This window comes from Castellaniella sp. (assembly GCF_034674885.1).
In the GTDB taxonomy this organism is placed as follows: Bacteria; Pseudomonadota; Gammaproteobacteria; order Burkholderiales; family Burkholderiaceae_B; genus Castellaniella.
Map to the genome: position 1 here is coordinate 88691 of NZ_JAUCDS010000007.1, position 16931 is coordinate 105621.

Sequence of the window (16931 nt, forward strand, 5' to 3'; positions counted from 1 at the left end):
TGTGTTTTATACCGCAGCGATTTCCTGGTCAGTACGCGGAGCGCGACTTCCCATCCAGCGCCACACTCACCCCCAGCCAAACCCCGTGCTGCATCTGCCCCCCGCCATGCTGGCCGGTATAGACCAGGGTGACAGAGGCCCGCTGGCTGACAGGCGCCTGCACGCCGACATCCAGCTGCAGGGCATGCCGGGCATAGGGCAGCCCTGTGGCATCAGACGACACACCCGGGTCCGCCCGGTAGGCCTGGGGGCTGTGCAGGACGCGCCCGCCCCACAGGCTGCGTACACCAGCCTGGGCGAACATCCGGGCATCGCCATGCGGGGCGGGCCAGCGGCGTTCCGCCCGGATGCCCAGCTGGGTCAGCCAGCGCCGGTCGGTCTGCGCGCCCAGTGCGACGGCGGCCATGCCGCCGTTTTCCTCGGCCGCCGGCCGCCGCAGGTGCAGCCAGGCGATGCGGGCCCAGGGGGTGATGGCCCAGTCCCCCACGGGCAGGGGCTGCGTGGGGCGAGCATCCGCCCACAGCTGGGTCAGGACGGCGCGGGCGCGGCTGGACAGGGCCGATTCTGCCGGGTCGGCCTGGCGGCTGATGCGCGCGCGATGGTGAGACTGGGCGGCGCCCAGGGCCAGCGTGACGGACGGGTTACGGTACTGGGCGGCCAGGCCCAGGTGCGCAGCGCGGTCGCGCAGGTGGTAGGTGCCGTCGTTCGTCGCGGCAGTGGGCCGCGTGTGCTGGCGGCTGTCCTGCCAGCCGGCAAAGGCGGCCATGTGCCAGTTCGGCCCCACGGGGCTGCTGACGCCCAGTTGCAGGCCCCCGATGTCGCGATCGTCCCCCGGCAGGCCGGCCTGGCCGGGCCGCTCGGTATTGGCCGCCCAGGTTTGCGCCCAGGCCTGGCCGCTGCCGGTGTAGGTCAGGGCAGATTCCCGCAAAAAGCGGCTGTCGTCCAGCAAGGCGCTGCGCCAGCTGGAATCTGCGCTGTTCAGGCCCCGGGCGTTGTAGCGCAAGGTCAGGCTGACGGTCTGCGAGCCATAGCCCAGGACGGGGTCCAGGTAGCGCACGGGGCTGTGTACCCTGGCGAACCGGCCGGCGCCGCTGCTGATGCCCACCGCCGTCATGGCGGCGGGGTCGGACGCCGCGATGGGCGTGTAGTCCAGGCCGCCGTCCGCCTGCACGAGGTCGTAGCGGGTATTCGGCGCCCATTGCCCGGGGATGGGGTCCAGCCACAAATCGCCCGCCAGGCGGATGGTGCCCCAGGATTGCAGGGCGGGTTCGCCCAGGCCGACAGGCAGGCGGGTCTGGGCGCTGTCGGCCAGCCGCAGGCTGTTGCCGAACCACAGGGCGCCCGGGGCGTCGGGCGATCCCGGCCGCAGATGGCCGGCGACCAGGGCGTCCAGGATCAGGCCGGTGCCCGACAGGACGGTACCCGGGCGGGCATGGATGGCGCCGAACCAGAACTGGCCCATGCCCAGGCCGCCCTGACCAATCTGCAGACCGCCCTGGCGCAGGTCCAGGGCATGATCGGGGGCAAAGCCCGACCCCAGCAGCCGCAGGGTGCCGGCGCCGTCCTTGACCAGCGGGGTGTTGTCGGCGTTGATGCGGCCCTGCCAGGTGGCCGTGCCCTGCTCGACCCGCAGGATGGCGGCCGGGTCGCCGGACGCGGCCGGGGTGATGCCCCAGGCCCCCGGCACCAGGGATGCGACGTCGGCAAAAGACCGCGCCTGCAGGTCTTGATGGATGATGACGCCATCGGCCAGATCCAGGCGGGTGCCGCCGGCCATGTCCAGGGTGTTGGTGACGGCCCCCAGGGCCTGGCTGGATTGCAGCCCCAGGCTGCCCTGCAGCAGCGCGGTGTTGCCGCGATAGCTGTTGGCGCCCGACAGGGCCAGGTGGCCGTCGCCCAGTTTCAGCAGCAAGGCCGGCGAGTGGCTGCCGGGAACGCCTGGATCTTCGCAGGTGTTCTGGCCCGGGCCTGCCGGGGTGCAGATGGCGCCTCGGATCTCCAGGGTCTGGCCGGTCGCGACGTCAAAACCGCTGTCCCGGTCCAGCAGCAGCGGGCGGGTGATGGTGGCCAGGGCTTGGCCGCCGGGTGGCCGGGTCAGTGCCCCGGACAAAGAAAAAGGCGCCGGGGACGAATCCCACGGTGCCAGTAACGGAGCGGACAACGGCTGCGGCGGCGCGAGTGCCTGTGCGGTGGTCGGCGGCGGCAGGCCCAGGCAGGCGCAAAGAATCGCAGTCTGTCGGATTGACATGCTTGTCTCCTGTAAGAGTTGTCAGTCACGGAATGTGACTGGGCTCTTTTGCCAGGAGACACGTGTTGTTTCAATTGGTAGTAATGCCCTTGAATTTGTCGCAGAAGATGGCTGCGAGAACTGGCAGGGCGACTGGGACTAATCTGGCACAGATTAGAACAACTCCGGCACTGCCACCTACAGTGGCGCAATCTGCCCGAATTCGACCTGGACGGTCTGGGGACGGCCCAGGATGTTCAACAGCAGGGTGACGCGGTCTTTGGAGACGGCCTGCACCAGGGCCTGGATGCCGGCCAGGGGGGAATCCTGGATCTGCACCGGCATGCCGGGCTGAAATGGGCTGATCTGGTCCATCTGCGCGGTTTCGCGCAGGGTTTCGGCCTGGCGAATGGTCTGCACGGCGGCGTCGGCCAGGGTGGCGGGTTGGGGGCCGAACATCACCAGGCGGCTGACCCCGACGGTGGAACGCACGACCGACAGCGATTGCGTGGACCGCGTGGGGCGCAGGAACAGGTAGCGGGGGAACATGGGTTCGTGGGCGGTCAACCCAGGTGCGGCCGACGCGGCGGTCGCAGGCGCCCCTGGCTGCGCGGCGCCAGCGGCCGGCGCACGCTGGGCCCCTGCGCGCGGCTTTTTGAAGACCTTGAACAGCGGCAGGTAGACCTCGAAATCCTGGCGCTGCAGCTGTTCCCGCGCCATGGATTCCTGGCGGGGTTTGGTGTGGGCGACGTACCAGAGGCCTAGAGAACTGGACATGACGGACCTTTTAGACTACCAATCTAGGTATTTTTTGATCAGCAAAAAATTATGACAACGGGCTCCTCAAGGTCATTGAGAAGCCCGCTGGAAGAAGACCGGCGCTGTATTCGTTCGAGCCCCTGATGAAACTCGTGCGAGTCTAGGCAGAAATGCCTGGCTAAGCAACCCGCCCAGGTCAGGCTTCCGCGTGCTTGGCGGCCTCGACGGCGCCTTTGGTGTCGTGCGGGGCGCCGTTGAAGAACACGTTCAGCAGCACGGCCGACAGGGACGTCAGCAGGATGCCGGACTCGATCAGGGGGTGGATGGCGTGCGGCATCCACTGGCGGAAGTTCGGCGCGACCACGGGGATCATGCCCATGCCGATGGAAATCGCCACGATCATGGCGTTGTTGCGGTTCTTGACGAAATCCACGCCGCCCAGGATGCGGATGCCGGTGGCCGTGACCATGCCGAACATGACGATGCCCGCGCCGCCCAGCACGACGGTAGGCAGGGATTCAACCAGGGCGGCCAGTTTCGGCAGCAGGCCCAGCACCAGCAGGATGACGCCGCTGGCTACGCAGACAAAGCGGCTGCGTACGCCGGTGACGGCCACCAGCCCGACGTTCTGCGAGAAGCTGGAATACGGGAAGGTATTGAAGATGCCGCCGATCAGGGTGCCCAGGCCGTCGGTGCGCAGGCCGCGCGCCAGGTCTTTCTGGTGGATCTTTTTACCCGTCATGTCGGACAGTGCCAGGAACATGCCGGTGGACTCGATCAGGATGACGATCATGACCAGGGTCATGGTCAGGATCATCCAGAAATCGAATTTCGGCATGCCGAAATGAAAGGGCATGACGACGTCCACCCAGGCGGCCTTGGCGACCTTGTCGAAATTCATGATGCCCATGGCGGTGGTGATGATCGCCCCGATCACGATGCCCAGCAGCACGGCGATGTTGCCCAGAAAACCCTTGCAGAATTTGGCGATCAGCAGGATGGAAACCAGCACGATGGCGGCCACGCCCACGCCGGTCAGGTCGGCGTATTTGGGATTGGGCACGGTCGGCAGGATGGACAGGCCCTGCGGGACCGCCGCCAGCGGCGAGCCGGGCGCGGATGCCGCAACCTGGGCGCTTTTCAGCCAGGCGGCGTAGCTGGGGTCGACGATCGACGGCGCGGTGGGGCCGAAGGGGTTGCCGAAGATCCAGTTGATGCCCACGCGCATCAGGGTGATGCCGATGATGGCGATGATGGTGCCGGTGACGACCGGCGGGAAAAAGCGCAGCAGCCGGCTGATCCACGGCGCGATGATGATGGTGATGATCCCCGCCGCGATGATGGTGCCAAACAGCAGCTGGGCGCCCTCGTGCCCGGGATTGCTGGCGGCGATGTGGATCATGGGGCCCACGGGGGCGAAACTGACACCCATGATGACGGGCAGTTTGATGCCGAACCATTGGGTGGCGCCCAGCGACTGGATGATGGTGGCCAGGCCGCAGGCGAACAGGTCGGCGGCGATCAGCAGGGATACCTCGTGGGCATCCAGGTTCAGGGCGCGGCCGATGATCAGCGGCACGGCGACCGCGCCTGCATACATGACCAGCACGTGCTGCAGACCCAGCGCGGTCAGTTTGCCCATCGGCAGTATTTCATCGACCGGGGCGACGGAATTGCTCATGGTTGTCTCCAGATTCTGATAGGCCTGTCGCGCGCGGCGTTCTGATCTGCGCTCGGGTCGGACAGTTCCGATCAATGTACCGGAGGCCCCTGCGGGGGGCTATAAGAAAAGCGCCATAAGGTGCTTTGAGATTCGCGCATAATTCCGGGATAACCCTGGGGTTCCCGGTTCCAAAAGCGGGCCTGTGCCCGCTGTCCAGGGAAAACACCTATGCGTGAGCCGTGGGGCGGTCTCGCATAGAATAGCCGTATCCGACAACCAGGAAACACGACATGCGCCGCCAGGCCCAGGCCACCGAGACCGCTGCGCGGGCGATGCCCGCCTATCAGCGCATCAAGGACTATGTCCTGCAGCAGATTCGCGGCGGCATCTGGACGGAAGGCGAACTGATCCCCACCGAACTGGCGCTATGCAAGCAATTCGGCGTGTCGCGCATGACGGTGCACCGCGCGCTGCGCGAGCTGACGGCAGACCAGGTGCTGCTGCGCTACCAGGGATCGGGCACGTATGTGGCGCCCGCAAAAATCCCGTCCACCCTGATCGAGATCCGCAGCATCGCGCAGGACATCCGCGACCGGGGGCATCGACATTCCTGCCATGTCCTGCTGCTGGAAAAAAGCAAGGTGACCACCACTCAGGCGCAGCGTTTTCACCTGCCGGTGGGGGCGCCGCTGTTTCATTCCATCATCGTGCACTACGAAAACGCGGAACCCATCCAGCTGGAGGACCGCGTGGTCGACGCCCGGCGCCTGCCCGACTATCTGCAGCAGGACTGGTCGCAGACGACCCCCAATGAATACCTGATGCACGCGGCGCCCGCCCCCACCGGGCGCTACACGATCGAGGTCAAGCTGCCCCCGCAGAACGTGGCCGCGCCACTGGACATCCCCCTGGAACAGCCCTGCCTGGTGCTGGATCGCACGACGTTTTCCGGCGGGGTGTTCGCCTCGCAGGCGGTGATGTGGTACCCCGGCAACCGCTACAAACTGGCGGGGCAGGCCTAGGGGCGACAGGGACTCAGGCCCCGGCCCTTCAAGTAATCGCGCGCCAGGTCCAGGAAGGCCTGCGCCAAGACCCCCAGGGGCAGGTCGACCGCGCTGGCCAGCACGATTTTCTGGGGCGGCGGCGCATCCCGCAAAGCACGGCACGCCAGGGGGCTGCCATCGTAGGCCAGATCGCCTGCCGGGCGGGTCACCAGAATCGAAACCCCGTGCCCATTGGCCACCAGGGCACGGACCATTTCAAAGGACCCGACTTCCGCGACGACCTGCGGCCTCACCCCCGCATGGCTGAACAAGGACAGGAAGTACTCCCGGCTATGGGGCGGATTGATCAGGATGAAGGGATACCGCGCCAGGTCCGCCACCGACACATCGGGCTGCACGGCCAAGGGATGCCCGGCAGGCAGCACGGCATAGGGCAGGCTGGCGCCGACATCATGCAAACGGATCCGTTCACCCGCCAGGCTGGTGTCGTAGACCAGCGCCAGTTCCAGGGCGCCATCGGCCACCTGATCCAGCAGATCGGCGATATGCCCCTCGTGGGGCCGCAGCCGCACATCCGGGTAATGCTGCTGGAATGCCTTCATCAGGGCCGGAAACACCAAAGGCCCCAGCGTATCGAAACAGCCCACGGCCAGTTCCCCGCGGATGCTTCGTTCCGTCCGCTGTTCCAGGGAATGGGCCTCGCGCAGCAGGCGCAGGGCCTGGCGGAAACGCTGTTCGCCTTCCGTCGTCAGCTGCAGGCCGCGCGCATGCCGCCGCACGAACAGAGAGACATCCCAGCTCGCCTCGAGTTCGCGGATGGCATGGGAGATCGACGGCTGCGACACATTCAGGGCGCGCGCGGCCTGCAGCGTGCCGCCGTGCCGGGCGACCGCAACGAAGTATTCCAGCTGCCGGATTGAAAATTGAATCATTAAATTCTATTCAATCAATTAATTTTTAATGTTTTAAATTATACAAATGCGCTCTTACCATATCTCCGAAGCCGGGTGACGGACATCGCCACCCTGCGGCCCGGACGCACGACTCGCCATCACGACGGAGACACGAGATGCTGCAAAACACCGATTCTGGCGCAGGACCCTTGCACGGCCTGCGCGTGCTGGATTTCACGCGGGTGCTGTCCGGTCCGTTTTGCACCGCGCTGCTGGGCGACCTGGGCGCGCACATCATCAAAGTAGAGCCCCCCCAAGGCGACGACTACCGCGCGATCGGTCCGATGCGCGACGGACACAGCGCCCTGTTCAGCGTCGTCAACCGGAACAAGCAAAGCCTGGTGCTGGACTTGAAACAGCCCGAGGCGGTGGCGCTGGTGCACCAGCTGGCGGCCGAGGTCGACATCGTGGTCGAGAATTTCCGGCCCGGGGTGGCGGACAAGCTGGGCATCGGCTACGGCCAGCTCAGCGCGCTGAACCCCCGCCTGATCTACACCAGCATTTCCGGCTTCGGGCAGAACGGGCCCGCCGCGCGCCGGCCCGCCTATGACATCGTCATCCAGGCCATGAGCGGCATCATGGAATCCACCGGGTTCCCGGACGGGCCACCCACACTGGTCGGGGAAGCCATCACCGACGTGCTCAGTGGCCTGTTCGCATCCTGGGGCACGCTGGCAGCCCTGATCGGCCGTGACCGCAGCGGCCAGGGCACCCACGTGGATGCGGCCATGTTCGACGCCACCCTGTCGTTCACCGTCACCGCCGTCGCGCGCTACCTGTTCACCGGCAAGGACGCCCGGCGCGTGGGCAACAGGCACCCGCTCTCCGCCCCTTTCGGCGCGTATCGGGCCAAAGACGGCCATTTCGTCCTGGCCATCCTGAACAACAAGCTGTTCGCGCAGTTCGCCCAGGTCATCGACCGCGACGACCTGGCGCAAGACCCCCGCTTCGCCAGCGACGAACAACGTTCGCAGCACGAACCGCTGCTGCGGGCCGCCATCGAATCCTGGGCGGCCGACCTGACCGTATCCGATGTGGTCGAGCGTTTCGAGAAAGGCGCCATCCCCGCCGCACCGATCTGGACGGTGCGCCAGGCGCTGGACAGCGACCAGGCGCGGTACCGCCAGTTGCTGCAGGACACGGATGATCCGCGCCTGCCCGGCCTGCGGCTGCCGCGTCAACCGATCCAGTTTTCAGCGTGGGAAAACACGCCGGCACGCCCGGCTCCGGACCTGGGGGCCGACACCGACGCAATCCTGCACGGCCTGCTGGGCCTGGGACTGGACAAGATCGCCGCATTGCGCGACCTGGGCGTCTTCGGGCGCCAAACCCCTCTTGAACACACAGGAGATCCATCATGAATCCGCGTTTGGGCGTCCATGAGGACGATCTGGAAATCGCCGCCGCCATCGGCCGCTATGCGGCCGCCGAGCTCGCCCCTCGGGCGGCCGAGCTGGACGAGCAGGCCCGATCCGCCACGTGTCACGTGCGCGGCCTCTCGGAGCTGGGCGTCATGGGCATGAACCTGCCCGAGCGCTGGGGCGGCGCGGGGATCAGCCCCACGGCGCTGGTCCTGTCCATCGCCGAAATCGCCCGCAGCTGCGCCGCGACTTCGTCCATGATCGGCGCCCACTACCTGGCCACCGATTCGATCCTGATCGGGGCGGACGACGACTTGCGCGCGCAATACCTGCCCCGGGCGGCCCGGGGCGACATCCTGGGCGCATTCGCCCTGACCGAACCCCGGGCAGGATCCAACCCAGCGGACATGAGCACATGGGCCCACCGGGAAGGCGACCAATACCACCTGAGCGGGGTCAAGCACTTCATCTCGAACGCCGGCGAGGCCGACTTCATCGTGGTCTACGCCAAAACCGACCCGCAGGCCGGCAGCCGGGGCATCAGCGCCTTCGTCGTGGACAAGGACACCCCCGGCCTGCAGGTCTCCCAGCCGGAAAGGCTGATGGGCATCCGGGGCGGCCATGCCTTCGAAGTCGCGCTGGACTGCCGGGTGCCGGCAAGCCGGCGGCTGGGCGAGGAAGGCAGCGGATTTCGCACCGCCATGAAAGTGCTGGACAACAGCCGCCTGGACGTCGCCGCCACCAGCCTGGGCATCGCGCAAGCAGCCCTGGACGCGGCCGTGTCCTGGGCGCGGGAACGCCTGATCGGCGGCCAGCCCCTGGCCGACAAACAGGGGATCCAGTGGATGCTGGCCGACATGAAGCTGCGCCTGGAGGCCGCCTGGGCGCTAACGCTGCAGGCCACCCACAAGCGCGGGCTGGGCGAACGGTTTTCCATGGAATCCGCCATGGCGAAACTGTATGCCTCGGAAGCGGTCGGCTTCATCACCGACCGCGCTTTGCAGATCCACGGCGGCTACGGCTACACGCGCGACATGCCGCTGGAGCGCTATGCGCGCGATGCCCGCATTCTGCGCATCTACGAAGGTTCGTCCGAGATCCAGCGCACTATCATCGCGCGCCAGATGCTGGCGGAATAGCCGGTCCGCCGCCTGGGACTTACCCTTAATTCGGCTTGATCCACACGCGTGCCGGGCTCTCTGCGATTGACACCCCACCGCTAATGTATATACTTTTTATCGGGCCGCAAGAAGCCCTGTTGCGACACAGATCCACTATTATTTCCGGCATCAGGGCACACCCCGCTGCCCTGCCGATCGAGGAGCCACACCATGCGCATCACCCCGACACTCAAATGGCTGTTGGCCAGCAGTTGCCTGGCCGCCGCATCGTTCACCCTGCCCGCCCAGGCAGACCAGTTGGCCGACGTGCAAAAGGCCGGCGAACTGGTCATCGGCACTGAAATGCAGTTCGCGCCGTTCGACTTCCTGAAGGACGGCAAGCAGGAAGGCTTCAACAAGGAATTCTTCGCCGAAGTCGGCAAATCCCTGGGCGTGAAGATCCGCTTCATCGACCTGCCCTGGGCCAGCGTGCTGCCGGGCCTGGATGCGAAGAAATTCGACATGGTGGGCGGCCCGCTGAACGTCACCAAGGCGCGCAAGGAACGCTATCACTTCACCCTGCCCATCGCCGACGGCACGGTGGCATTCCTGAAGAGCGCCAAAAACAAGGACTTCACCAAACCCGAACAGGTGGCGGGCAAGATCATCGGCAGCCAGCGCGGCTCGTCGCAGCTGGCGCAGACCAAGGCCTATGCCGAAACCCTGAAGCCGGTGCCTGAAATCCGCGAATACGTGGACTTCAACCAGGCCTACGCCGACCTGGCCAACGGGCGCATCATGGCCGTGGGGCATTCGATCACCAATATCGCCGTGGCGGCAAAGGAACGCCCCGACACGTTCGCGGTGGTGCAGCCCAGCATCGGGAAGAAGGTCTACTTCGCCTTCATGGGGCATAAGGGCGCCGACAGCGATTCGCTGATCACCGCCATCGACAAGGTCATCCTGGACATGCACAAGGACGGCCGCCTGAAGGCGCTGCAGGTGAAATGGTTCGGCATGGAAATGCCCGTGCCCACCGAAGACTTCGTCCCGAACGTCTGATCGGCTCGTTTCCAGCCTGTCGCATCGGGTGGCTGCCTGGCCGCTGCCCGATCGCTGCGGGGCCCAGGCCCCGCTTTTCTTTGGAAGCCCCGCATGTTCGATGCCAGCACCTTCATGCAAGCCCTGCCTCTGATCCTGAAGGCCTCGCAGATGACGATCTTCGTCTCTGCGATCGGGCTGATGCTGGGGTTCGTGATCGCCATCCTGGTCGTCACCGCCTGCCTGTCGCCGTCGGCCTGGATCCGGCGCTGCGGCAATTTCTATACCTTCCTGTTTCGCGGGGTGCCGCTGCTGGTGCAGCTGATGCTGGCTTACTATTTCCTGCCCACCCTGGGGATCAACGTGTCGCCGCTGACGGCCGCCATCGCCGCCATTTCGCTGTGCGAGGGCGCCTACCTGGGCGAGATCCTGCGCGGCGGCTTCCTGGGCATCCCGCGCGGGCAGATCGAGGCCGCGCAGATGGTGGGCCTGTCGCCCGTGCACACGCTGGTCCGCATCGAAATCCCCCAGGCGCTGAAACTGACCACGCCGTCGCTGATCAATGAAATGATCCTGCTGATCAAGGCGTCCGCCCTGATTTCCGTCGTGGGGGTGGCGGAAATCACCCGCACGGCGCAGAACGTCGCGGCCAGCACCTTCCGGCCGCTGGAAGCCTACCTGATCGCCGGCCTGGCCTACATGCTGATCAACGGCGTGCTGTCGATCGTGGGCCACTACGCCGAACAGCGCTTCGGGAGAGCCTGATGTCTGTGGACTTTTCCCTGATTTCGCAATACAGCGGCCAGATCCTGGACGGTTTCGGCGTCACGATCGCCAGCTGGATCGGCGCCGTGGCCCTGGGCATGGCGGTGGGATTCGTGATCGCCGTGCTGCAATTGTTCACGGGCCGCTGGGTGCGGGCGGTGCTGCGGGTCTACATCGAGGTCCTGCGCACCACGCCATTCCTGGTGCAGCTGTTCATCCTGTACTACGGCGGGCCGAATTTCGGCGTATCGCTGTCGGCGATGGACGCGGGCATCGTGTCGCTGGCGCTGTACGGCAGCGCCTATTTCGCCGAGATCTTCCGTTCCGGCTTTCTGTCGGTGCCCAACGGCCAGGTCGAGGCCGCAGACTGCCTGGGCCTGTCGCGCATCAGCACCATCTGGCGCGTGCAGCTGCCGCAGATGCTGGTGATCATCACGCCGGCCCTGATCAACATGATCATCATCCTCAGCAAGGAAACGTCCGTGCTGTCCATCATCACGGTGCCCGAACTGACGGCCGTGCTGACACAGATCGGATCCGAACAATTCATCTACGTCGAAACCACCCTGGTGCTGTGCGTGTGCTACCTGATCCTGGTCGCCATCACGCAGAAACTGGGCGGCTGGGCCGAACTGAAGGCCAGCCGCTATCTGCAGCGCTGATTGACGGAATCCCGCATGACGACACTCCCCACGAATCCCCCAGACGGCGGCGACTTGCTGATCCAGACCCGGGACATCACCAAACGCTATGGCGACAACCAGGTGCTCAACGGCATTTCCCTGGGGGTGCGCAAATCCGAGGTCATCTGCATCATCGGGCCGTCGGGATCGGGCAAGAGCACGCTGCTGCGTTCCCTGGCCTTCCTGGAACAGTATGATTCCGGCGACGTGCTGATCGAGGGCCGGCTGCTGGGCTACGTGGACCAGGACGGCACGCGGCGCAAGGCCACGTCCGCCGAGGTCAAGGACGTGCGCCGCCATGTAGGCATGGTGTTCCAGCATTTCAACCTGTGGCCGCACATGACGGCCCTGGGCAATGTGGCCGAGGCCCTGATCCGGGTGAAGAAACTGCCGCGCAGCCAGGCACACGACAAGGCCCGCGCCATGCTGGCCAAGGTCGGCCTGGCGGACAAGGCCGACAGCTACCCGATCCGCCTGTCGGGGGGCCAGCAGCAGCGCGTGGCCATCGCCCGCGCCCTGGCGATGGAACCGCACATCATGCTGTTCGACGAACCGACGTCCGCCCTGGACCCGGAACTGGTGGGCGAGGTGCTGCAGGTCATGAAGAACCTGGCGCGCGACGGCATGACCATGGTGGTCGTGACCCACGAAATGGGCTTTGCCGCCCAGGTGGCCGACCGGGTGCTGTTCATCGACCAGGGAAAAATCGCCGCCAGCGGGCCGCCGGCGGAACTGTTCCGCCACGTGCAGCACGAACGGCTGAAACAATTCCTGCAGAACTACCTGGACCGCAACGCGTTCTGGGAACAATAGGCCGCCCGCGCGGCCAAGCAATCACACAGGGCGCAGATCTCATGTTTGCTCACATCCCCTCATTTGCCGGCGACCCGATTTTCGAACTGGGCAATGCCTGCCGCCGCGACCCCCGCGCCGACAAGGTCAACCTGACAGTCGGTCTGTATTACGACGAGGACGGCCGCATCCCGGTACTGCAATGCGTCCGGCAGGCCGAAGCCCTGCTGGCGCAACAGGAACGGCCGCGCACCTACCTGCCCATCGAGGGCCTGGAATCCTACCGCCTGGCTGTGCAGCAGCTGGTGCTGGGCGCCGACAGCCCCGCGCTGAGCGAGCAGCGGGCAGCAACGATCCAGAGCGTGGGCGGCACCGGGGCCTTGAAGGTCGGCGCGGATTTCCTGCACAGCGCCTATCCCGACAGCGCCGTCTGGATCAGCGATCCGGCCTGGGACAATCATTTCGCCATTTTTTCCGGCGCAGGCATCGCCACGCACCGCTACCCCTACTACGATCCCGCCACCCACGCGGTGCGCTTCGACGCGATGATGGACGTTCTGGCGACGCTGCCGGCCCGCAGCATCGTGCTGCTGCACCCCTGCTGCCACAATCCCAGCGGCGCGGACCTGACGGCCGAGCAGTGGGGCGCGCTGATCGCCCTGATGCAGCGCCAGGGCCTGATCCCCTTCCTGGACCTGGCTTACCAGGGATTCGGCAGCGGCCTGGACGAAGACGCGCTGGCCGTGCGCCTGCTGGCCGAATCCGGCATGGCGTACCTGGTGGCGAATTCTTTTTCCAAGAACTTTTCCTTTTACGGCGAACGCTGCGGGGGGCTGTCGGTGGTGTGCGAGCAGGCGGGCCACGTGCCGGCCGTGCTGGGCCAGTTGATCGCCATCGTGCGGCGCATCTATTCCAACCCGCCCGTGCATGGCGCGCAGGTCATCGCCCAGGTTCTGGGCGATCCTGCGCTGAACCGGCTGTGGCGCGACGAGGTCGCCGCAATGCGCGCCCGCATCCGGTCCATGCGCGGCCAGGTGGTAGAGCAACTGGCCGGCAAGGCACCGGATTACCCCGCCCGTTATCTGCTGGCGCACCAGGGCATGTTCAGCCTGACGGGCCTGCGGCCCGAGCAGATCCTGATGCTGCGCGAACGCCATGCCGTCTATCTGCTGGATTCGGGGCGCATCTGCCTGCCGGGCCTGAACACCCGGAACGTCGGCCGGTTCACCGACGCCCTGGCCGACGTGCTGATGCGGACTGCGCCGCAGGCCCAAGCGCCCGCTATGCCCGCTATGTTCGATACTCCCGCTATGCCCGATACGATCGAGGCGCTGATGCGGACCGTGTCGTGCCTGCGGCCGGGCGCCGATGACGTCGCCCGCTACCTGCAGGACGACAGCGGCCTGAAGGCCGATGCTCCGCCGTACTGCATCCTGCGCCCGCGCAGCACGGACGAGGTCGCCGCCATCGTGCGGGCCTGCCGGCGCGAGGGCCGCAATCTGACGATCCAGGGTGGGCGCACCGGCCTGGCGGGCGGCGCCGTGCCGGATGCGGGCGACGTCGTGCTGTCGCTGGAACTGATGGACCGGATCGAACGCCTGGACGCCGTCAGCGGCACGGCGACGGTGCAGGCCGGCATGGTGCTGGAAAACCTGTGCGCCGCCGTCGAAGCCCAGGGCTGGTATTTCCCCATGGACTGCGGGGCGCGGGCGTCCTGCCAGATCGGCGGCAACGTCGCCACCAACGTCGGCGGCAATCGTGTGCTGCGCTACGGCACCATGCGCGAACTGGTGCTGGGGCTGGAAGTCGTGCGTGCCGACGGGACGGTGCTGACCATGATGAACCAGGGCCTGAAGAACAACACCGGCCTGGATCTGAAGCATCTGTTCATCGGCACGGAAGGCACGCTGGGCGTCGTCACGCGGGCCGTGCTGCGGCTGTTCCCCAAGCCCGAACGACGCCACAGCGCCCTGGTGGGACTGGCCGGCTTCGATCAGCTGGCGGCGCTGCTGAAGGCCGCACGCGGGCGGCTGGCGACCTTGTCCTCATTTGAAGTGATGTGGCGCGAATACCTGCAGGCGGCCGCCACGGTGACGCAGCGGGCGGAACCTTTCGACGGGGCCTGCCCGATCTGCGTGCTGCTGGAAGTGGAATCCTTCGCGGGCAGTGACGGTCATGCGGCCGGTGCGGATGGGGCTGATGCCCCGGACAGCGACGCTGCCGGCGACCGCGCCCGGACCGACTTGCACCGCTTCCTGGAAGACTGCCTGGACAACGGCCTGGTGCTGGACGCCATCCTGCCGCAAAGCCAGGAACAGGCCGCCCAGCTGTGGCGGCTGCGCGATGCGATCGGCGAGATCCTGCACACCATGGCCCCCTACGTGGCCTTCGACATCGGCATCCCGCTGGCCCTGCTGCCGGACTTCATCGCCCGCACGCAGCAGGCCCTGGCGTCCCGCTGGCCGGCGGCGCAGCGGCTGCTGTTCGGCCACCTGGGCGACGGCAACCTGCACCTGTCCACCGGCCCCTACGCGCACGACGATCTGGAGGCGGTCGAATCCCTGGTCTACCGGGAAGTCGAGCGGGTAGGCGGCAGCATTTCCGCCGAGCACGGCATCGGGCGCATCAAGAAGCCCTTTCTGCATCACAGCCGCAGCGCGCCGGAGCGCGAACTGATGGTGGAAATCCGGCGATTGCTGGACCCGCAGGCAGGGCTGAACCCGGGCCGGATCGTGACCCTCTGACAGCGGGCGCGCCAGCCCCCTTCGCTGGGCCTCGATGCCGGGCCAATTTGTATAGACATTTACGCCAAACAGATATACATTCAAGCTTGATATTTCCCGTACAGGAGCAGACCGTGTCCCATTCCCAAGCAGACGATCCGCGTTACGACGCCAGCCGCGAAATCCACGCCCCCACCGGATCGCAACTGCACTGCCGCAACTGGACGATCGAGGCGGCCTATCGCATGATCCAGAACAATCTGGATCCGGCCGTGGCGGAAAACCCCAAGCATCTGGTGGTGTACGGCGGCATCGGCCGCGCGGCGCGCAACTGGGCCTGCTACGACGCCATCCTGGACAGCCTGCGCAATCTGGGCGAAGACGAGACCCTGCTGGTGCAGTCGGGCAAACCAGTCGGGGTCTTCAAGACCCACGCGGACGCGCCGCGCGTGCTGCTGGCCAATTCCAACCTGGTGCCCAAATGGGCCACCTGGGAAAAGTTCAACGAACTGGACCAGGCCGGGCTGTTCATGTACGGCCAGATGACGGCCGGCAGCTGGATCTACATCGGCAGCCAGGGCATCGTGCAGGGCACGTATGAAACCTTTGCCGAGGCCGCGCGCCAGCACTTCGGCGGGTCCTTCGCGGGCCGCTGGATCGTGACGGCGGGCCTGGGCGGCATGGGCGGGGCGCAGCCGCTGGCGGCGACGTTTGCCGGGGCGTGCTCGCTGACCATCGAATGCCAGCAGTCGCACATCGACTTCCGCCTGCGCACCCGCTACCTGGACAAACAGGCACGCGACCTGGACGAGGCGCTGGCCATGATTGCCGAACACACGAGCCGCAAGGAAGCGGTGTCCATCGGCCTGCTGGGCAATGCAGCCGACGTGCTGCCGGAACTGGCCCGCCGCGCCCAGACGGGCGGCCCGCGCCCCGACCTGGTCACGGACCAGACTTCCGCCCACGATCTGATCCACGGCTACCTGCCCTCGGGCTGGACGGTGGAACGGTGGCAGGCCGCCCAGCGCGACCCGGCCCAGCATGTGCGGCTGCGGGCCGAGGCCGCCCAATCCTGCGCCCGCCACGTGCAGGCCATGCTGGACCTGCACGCCCTGGGCATCCCCACGGTGGATTACGGCAACAACATCCGCCAGGTGGCCTACGACGAGGGCATCACCGACGCCTTCGACTTCCCTGGTTTCGTGCCGGCCTACATCCGGCCGCTGTTCTGCGAGGGCAAAGGCCCCTTTCGCTGGGTGGCGCTGTCGGGCGACCCGGAAGACATCTACGCCACCGACCACAAACTGAAGGAACTGTTTCCCGACAATCACCACATGATCCAGTGGCTGGACATGGCGCGCGATCGTATTGCCTTCCAGGGGCTGCCGGCGCGCATCTGCTGGCTGGGGCTGGGCGAGCGCCATCGCGCCGGGCTGGCCTTCAACGAGATGGTGCGCACAGGCGAACTGAAGGCCCCCATCGTGATCGGCCGCGACCATCTGGACACGGGGTCGGTGGCCAGCCCCAACCGCGAAACGGAAGCCATGCGCGACGGCACGGACGCGGTGTCCGACTGGCCGCTGCTGAACGCCTTGCTGAACACGGCGGGCGGCGCCAGCTGGGTGTCGCTGCACCACGGCGGCGGGGTCGGCATGGGCTACAGCCAGCACGCCGGCATGGTGATCGTGGCCGACGGCACGGAGGCCGCCGCCCGCCGCCTGGAACGCGTGCTGATCAACGACTGCGGCAGCGGCGTGATGCGCCATGCCGACGCAGGCTACGACCTGGCGATCCGGACGGCGCGGGACTTCGGCCTGAAACTGCCGATGATCCCCTGAACACCATCCGCCCCCCTGTTTC

The 16931-nt window shown here is 66.5% G+C and carries 13 protein-coding genes and 1 pseudogene; 10 read left to right on the plus strand and 4 right to left on the minus strand.

Annotation, left to right across the window (positions count from 1 at the left end):
• Positions 1-28: 28 nt before the first annotated feature.
• The 3 genes from VDP74_RS06440 to VDP74_RS06450 all read right to left on the minus strand — a co-directional run bounded on the left by VDP74_RS06440 (position 29) and on the right by VDP74_RS06450 (position 4667).
• Complete coding sequence (locus tag VDP74_RS06440) at positions 29-2248, minus strand: autotransporter outer membrane beta-barrel domain-containing protein (RefSeq protein ID WP_322998806.1); 2220 nt, start codon at positions 2246-2248, stop codon at positions 29-31.
• Positions 2249-2425: 177 nt separating this feature from the next.
• Entirely contained in the window at positions 2426-3004 is a 579-nt protein-coding gene (gene nusG, locus VDP74_RS06445) for a transcription termination/antitermination protein NusG (RefSeq protein ID WP_322998807.1), read from the minus strand.
• A gap of 178 nt (positions 3005-3182) precedes the next feature.
• Positions 3183-4667, minus strand: coding sequence for a nucleobase:cation symporter-2 family protein (locus tag VDP74_RS06450; protein ID WP_322998808.1), 1485 nt, complete (start codon positions 4665-4667; stop codon positions 3183-3185).
• 272 nt (positions 4668-4939) lie between these two features.
• Here VDP74_RS06450 and hutC point away from each other — a divergent pair, with 272 nt between their 5' ends.
• Positions 4940-5671, plus strand: coding sequence for a histidine utilization repressor (gene hutC / locus VDP74_RS06455; protein WP_322998809.1), 732 nt, complete (start codon positions 4940-4942; stop codon positions 5669-5671).
• Here the strand turns inward: hutC and VDP74_RS06460 are convergent.
• Positions 5668-6585: a LysR family transcriptional regulator gene (locus VDP74_RS06460; RefSeq protein ID WP_322998810.1), complete on the minus strand. Its 918-nt coding sequence runs from the start codon at positions 6583-6585 to the stop codon at positions 5668-5670. The genes hutC and VDP74_RS06460 overlap by 4 nt on opposite strands.
• A 137-nt stretch (positions 6586-6722) precedes the next feature.
• Between VDP74_RS06460 and VDP74_RS06465 the strand changes: the two genes are divergently transcribed.
• From VDP74_RS06465 to hutU, 9 genes and pseudogenes are all read left to right on the plus strand, one after another.
• Positions 6723-7967, plus strand: coding sequence for a CoA transferase (locus VDP74_RS06465; protein ID WP_322998811.1), 1245 nt, complete (start codon positions 6723-6725; stop codon positions 7965-7967).
• Positions 7964-9106, plus strand: coding sequence for an acyl-CoA dehydrogenase family protein (locus tag VDP74_RS06470; protein WP_322998812.1), 1143 nt, complete (start codon positions 7964-7966; stop codon positions 9104-9106). The genes VDP74_RS06465 and VDP74_RS06470 overlap by 4 nt, the downstream gene beginning before the upstream one ends.
• A gap of 192 nt (positions 9107-9298) precedes the next feature.
• The gene (locus VDP74_RS06475) at positions 9299-10129 is read left to right on the plus strand and encodes a transporter substrate-binding domain-containing protein (RefSeq protein ID WP_322998813.1); all 831 of its coding nucleotides are present in this window, start codon (positions 9299-9301) and stop codon (positions 10127-10129) included.
• A gap of 93 nt (positions 10130-10222) precedes the next feature.
• Positions 10223-10873 carry an amino acid ABC transporter permease gene (locus tag VDP74_RS06480; RefSeq protein ID WP_322998814.1) on the plus strand — a complete coding sequence of 217 codons (651 nt, stop codon included), beginning with the start codon at positions 10223-10225 and terminating at the stop codon, positions 10871-10873.
• Positions 10870-11535, plus strand: coding sequence for an amino acid ABC transporter permease (locus tag VDP74_RS06485; RefSeq protein WP_416232945.1), 666 nt, complete (start codon positions 10870-10872; stop codon positions 11533-11535). The genes VDP74_RS06480 and VDP74_RS06485 overlap by 4 nt, the downstream gene beginning before the upstream one ends.
• Before the next feature lie 15 nt (positions 11536-11550).
• Positions 11551-12369, plus strand: a complete 819-nt coding sequence (locus VDP74_RS06490) for an amino acid ABC transporter ATP-binding protein (protein ID WP_322998816.1) — start codon at positions 11551-11553, stop codon at positions 12367-12369.
• A 41-nt stretch (positions 12370-12410) separates the two neighbouring features.
• Positions 12411-13604: pseudogene (locus VDP74_RS06495) on the plus strand (aromatic amino acid transaminase); the annotation flags it as partial.
• Positions 13605-13682: 78 nt separating this feature from the next.
• Positions 13683-15092 (plus strand): FAD-binding oxidoreductase, encoded by a 1410-nt coding sequence (locus VDP74_RS06500; protein ID WP_322998833.1) that lies wholly within the window; start codon positions 13683-13685, stop codon positions 15090-15092.
• Positions 15093-15205: 113 nt separating this feature from the next.
• Complete coding sequence (gene hutU, locus VDP74_RS06505; protein WP_322998817.1) at positions 15206-16909, plus strand: urocanate hydratase; 1704 nt, start codon at positions 15206-15208, stop codon at positions 16907-16909.
• Positions 16910-16931: the final 22 nt, after the last annotated feature.

Bases quoted from the DNA above. Each gene is read 5' to 3' on its own strand.
- VDP74_RS06440 (WP_322998806.1), bottom strand. From the start codon at position 2,248: ATGTCAATCCGACAGACTGCGATTCTTTGCGCCTGCCTGGGCCTGCCG.
- nusG (WP_322998807.1), bottom strand. From the start codon at position 3,004: ATGTCCAGTTCTCTAGGCCTCTGGTACGTCGCCCACACCAAACCCCGC.
- VDP74_RS06450 (WP_322998808.1), bottom strand. From the start codon at position 4,667: ATGAGCAATTCCGTCGCCCCGGTCGATGAAATACTGCCGATGGGCAAA.
- hutC (WP_322998809.1), top strand. From the start codon at position 4,940: ATGCGCCGCCAGGCCCAGGCCACCGAGACCGCTGCGCGGGCGATGCCC.
- VDP74_RS06460 (WP_322998810.1), bottom strand. From the start codon at position 6,585: ATGATTCAATTTTCAATCCGGCAGCTGGAATACTTCGTTGCGGTCGCC.
- VDP74_RS06465 (WP_322998811.1), top strand. From the start codon at position 6,723: ATGCTGCAAAACACCGATTCTGGCGCAGGACCCTTGCACGGCCTGCGC.
- VDP74_RS06470 (WP_322998812.1), top strand. From the start codon at position 7,964: ATGAATCCGCGTTTGGGCGTCCATGAGGACGATCTGGAAATCGCCGCC.
- VDP74_RS06475 (WP_322998813.1), top strand. From the start codon at position 9,299: ATGCGCATCACCCCGACACTCAAATGGCTGTTGGCCAGCAGTTGCCTG.
- VDP74_RS06480 (WP_322998814.1), top strand. From the start codon at position 10,223: ATGTTCGATGCCAGCACCTTCATGCAAGCCCTGCCTCTGATCCTGAAG.
- VDP74_RS06490 (WP_322998816.1), top strand. From the start codon at position 11,551: ATGACGACACTCCCCACGAATCCCCCAGACGGCGGCGACTTGCTGATC.
- VDP74_RS06500 (WP_322998833.1), top strand. From the start codon at position 13,683: ATGCGGACCGTGTCGTGCCTGCGGCCGGGCGCCGATGACGTCGCCCGC.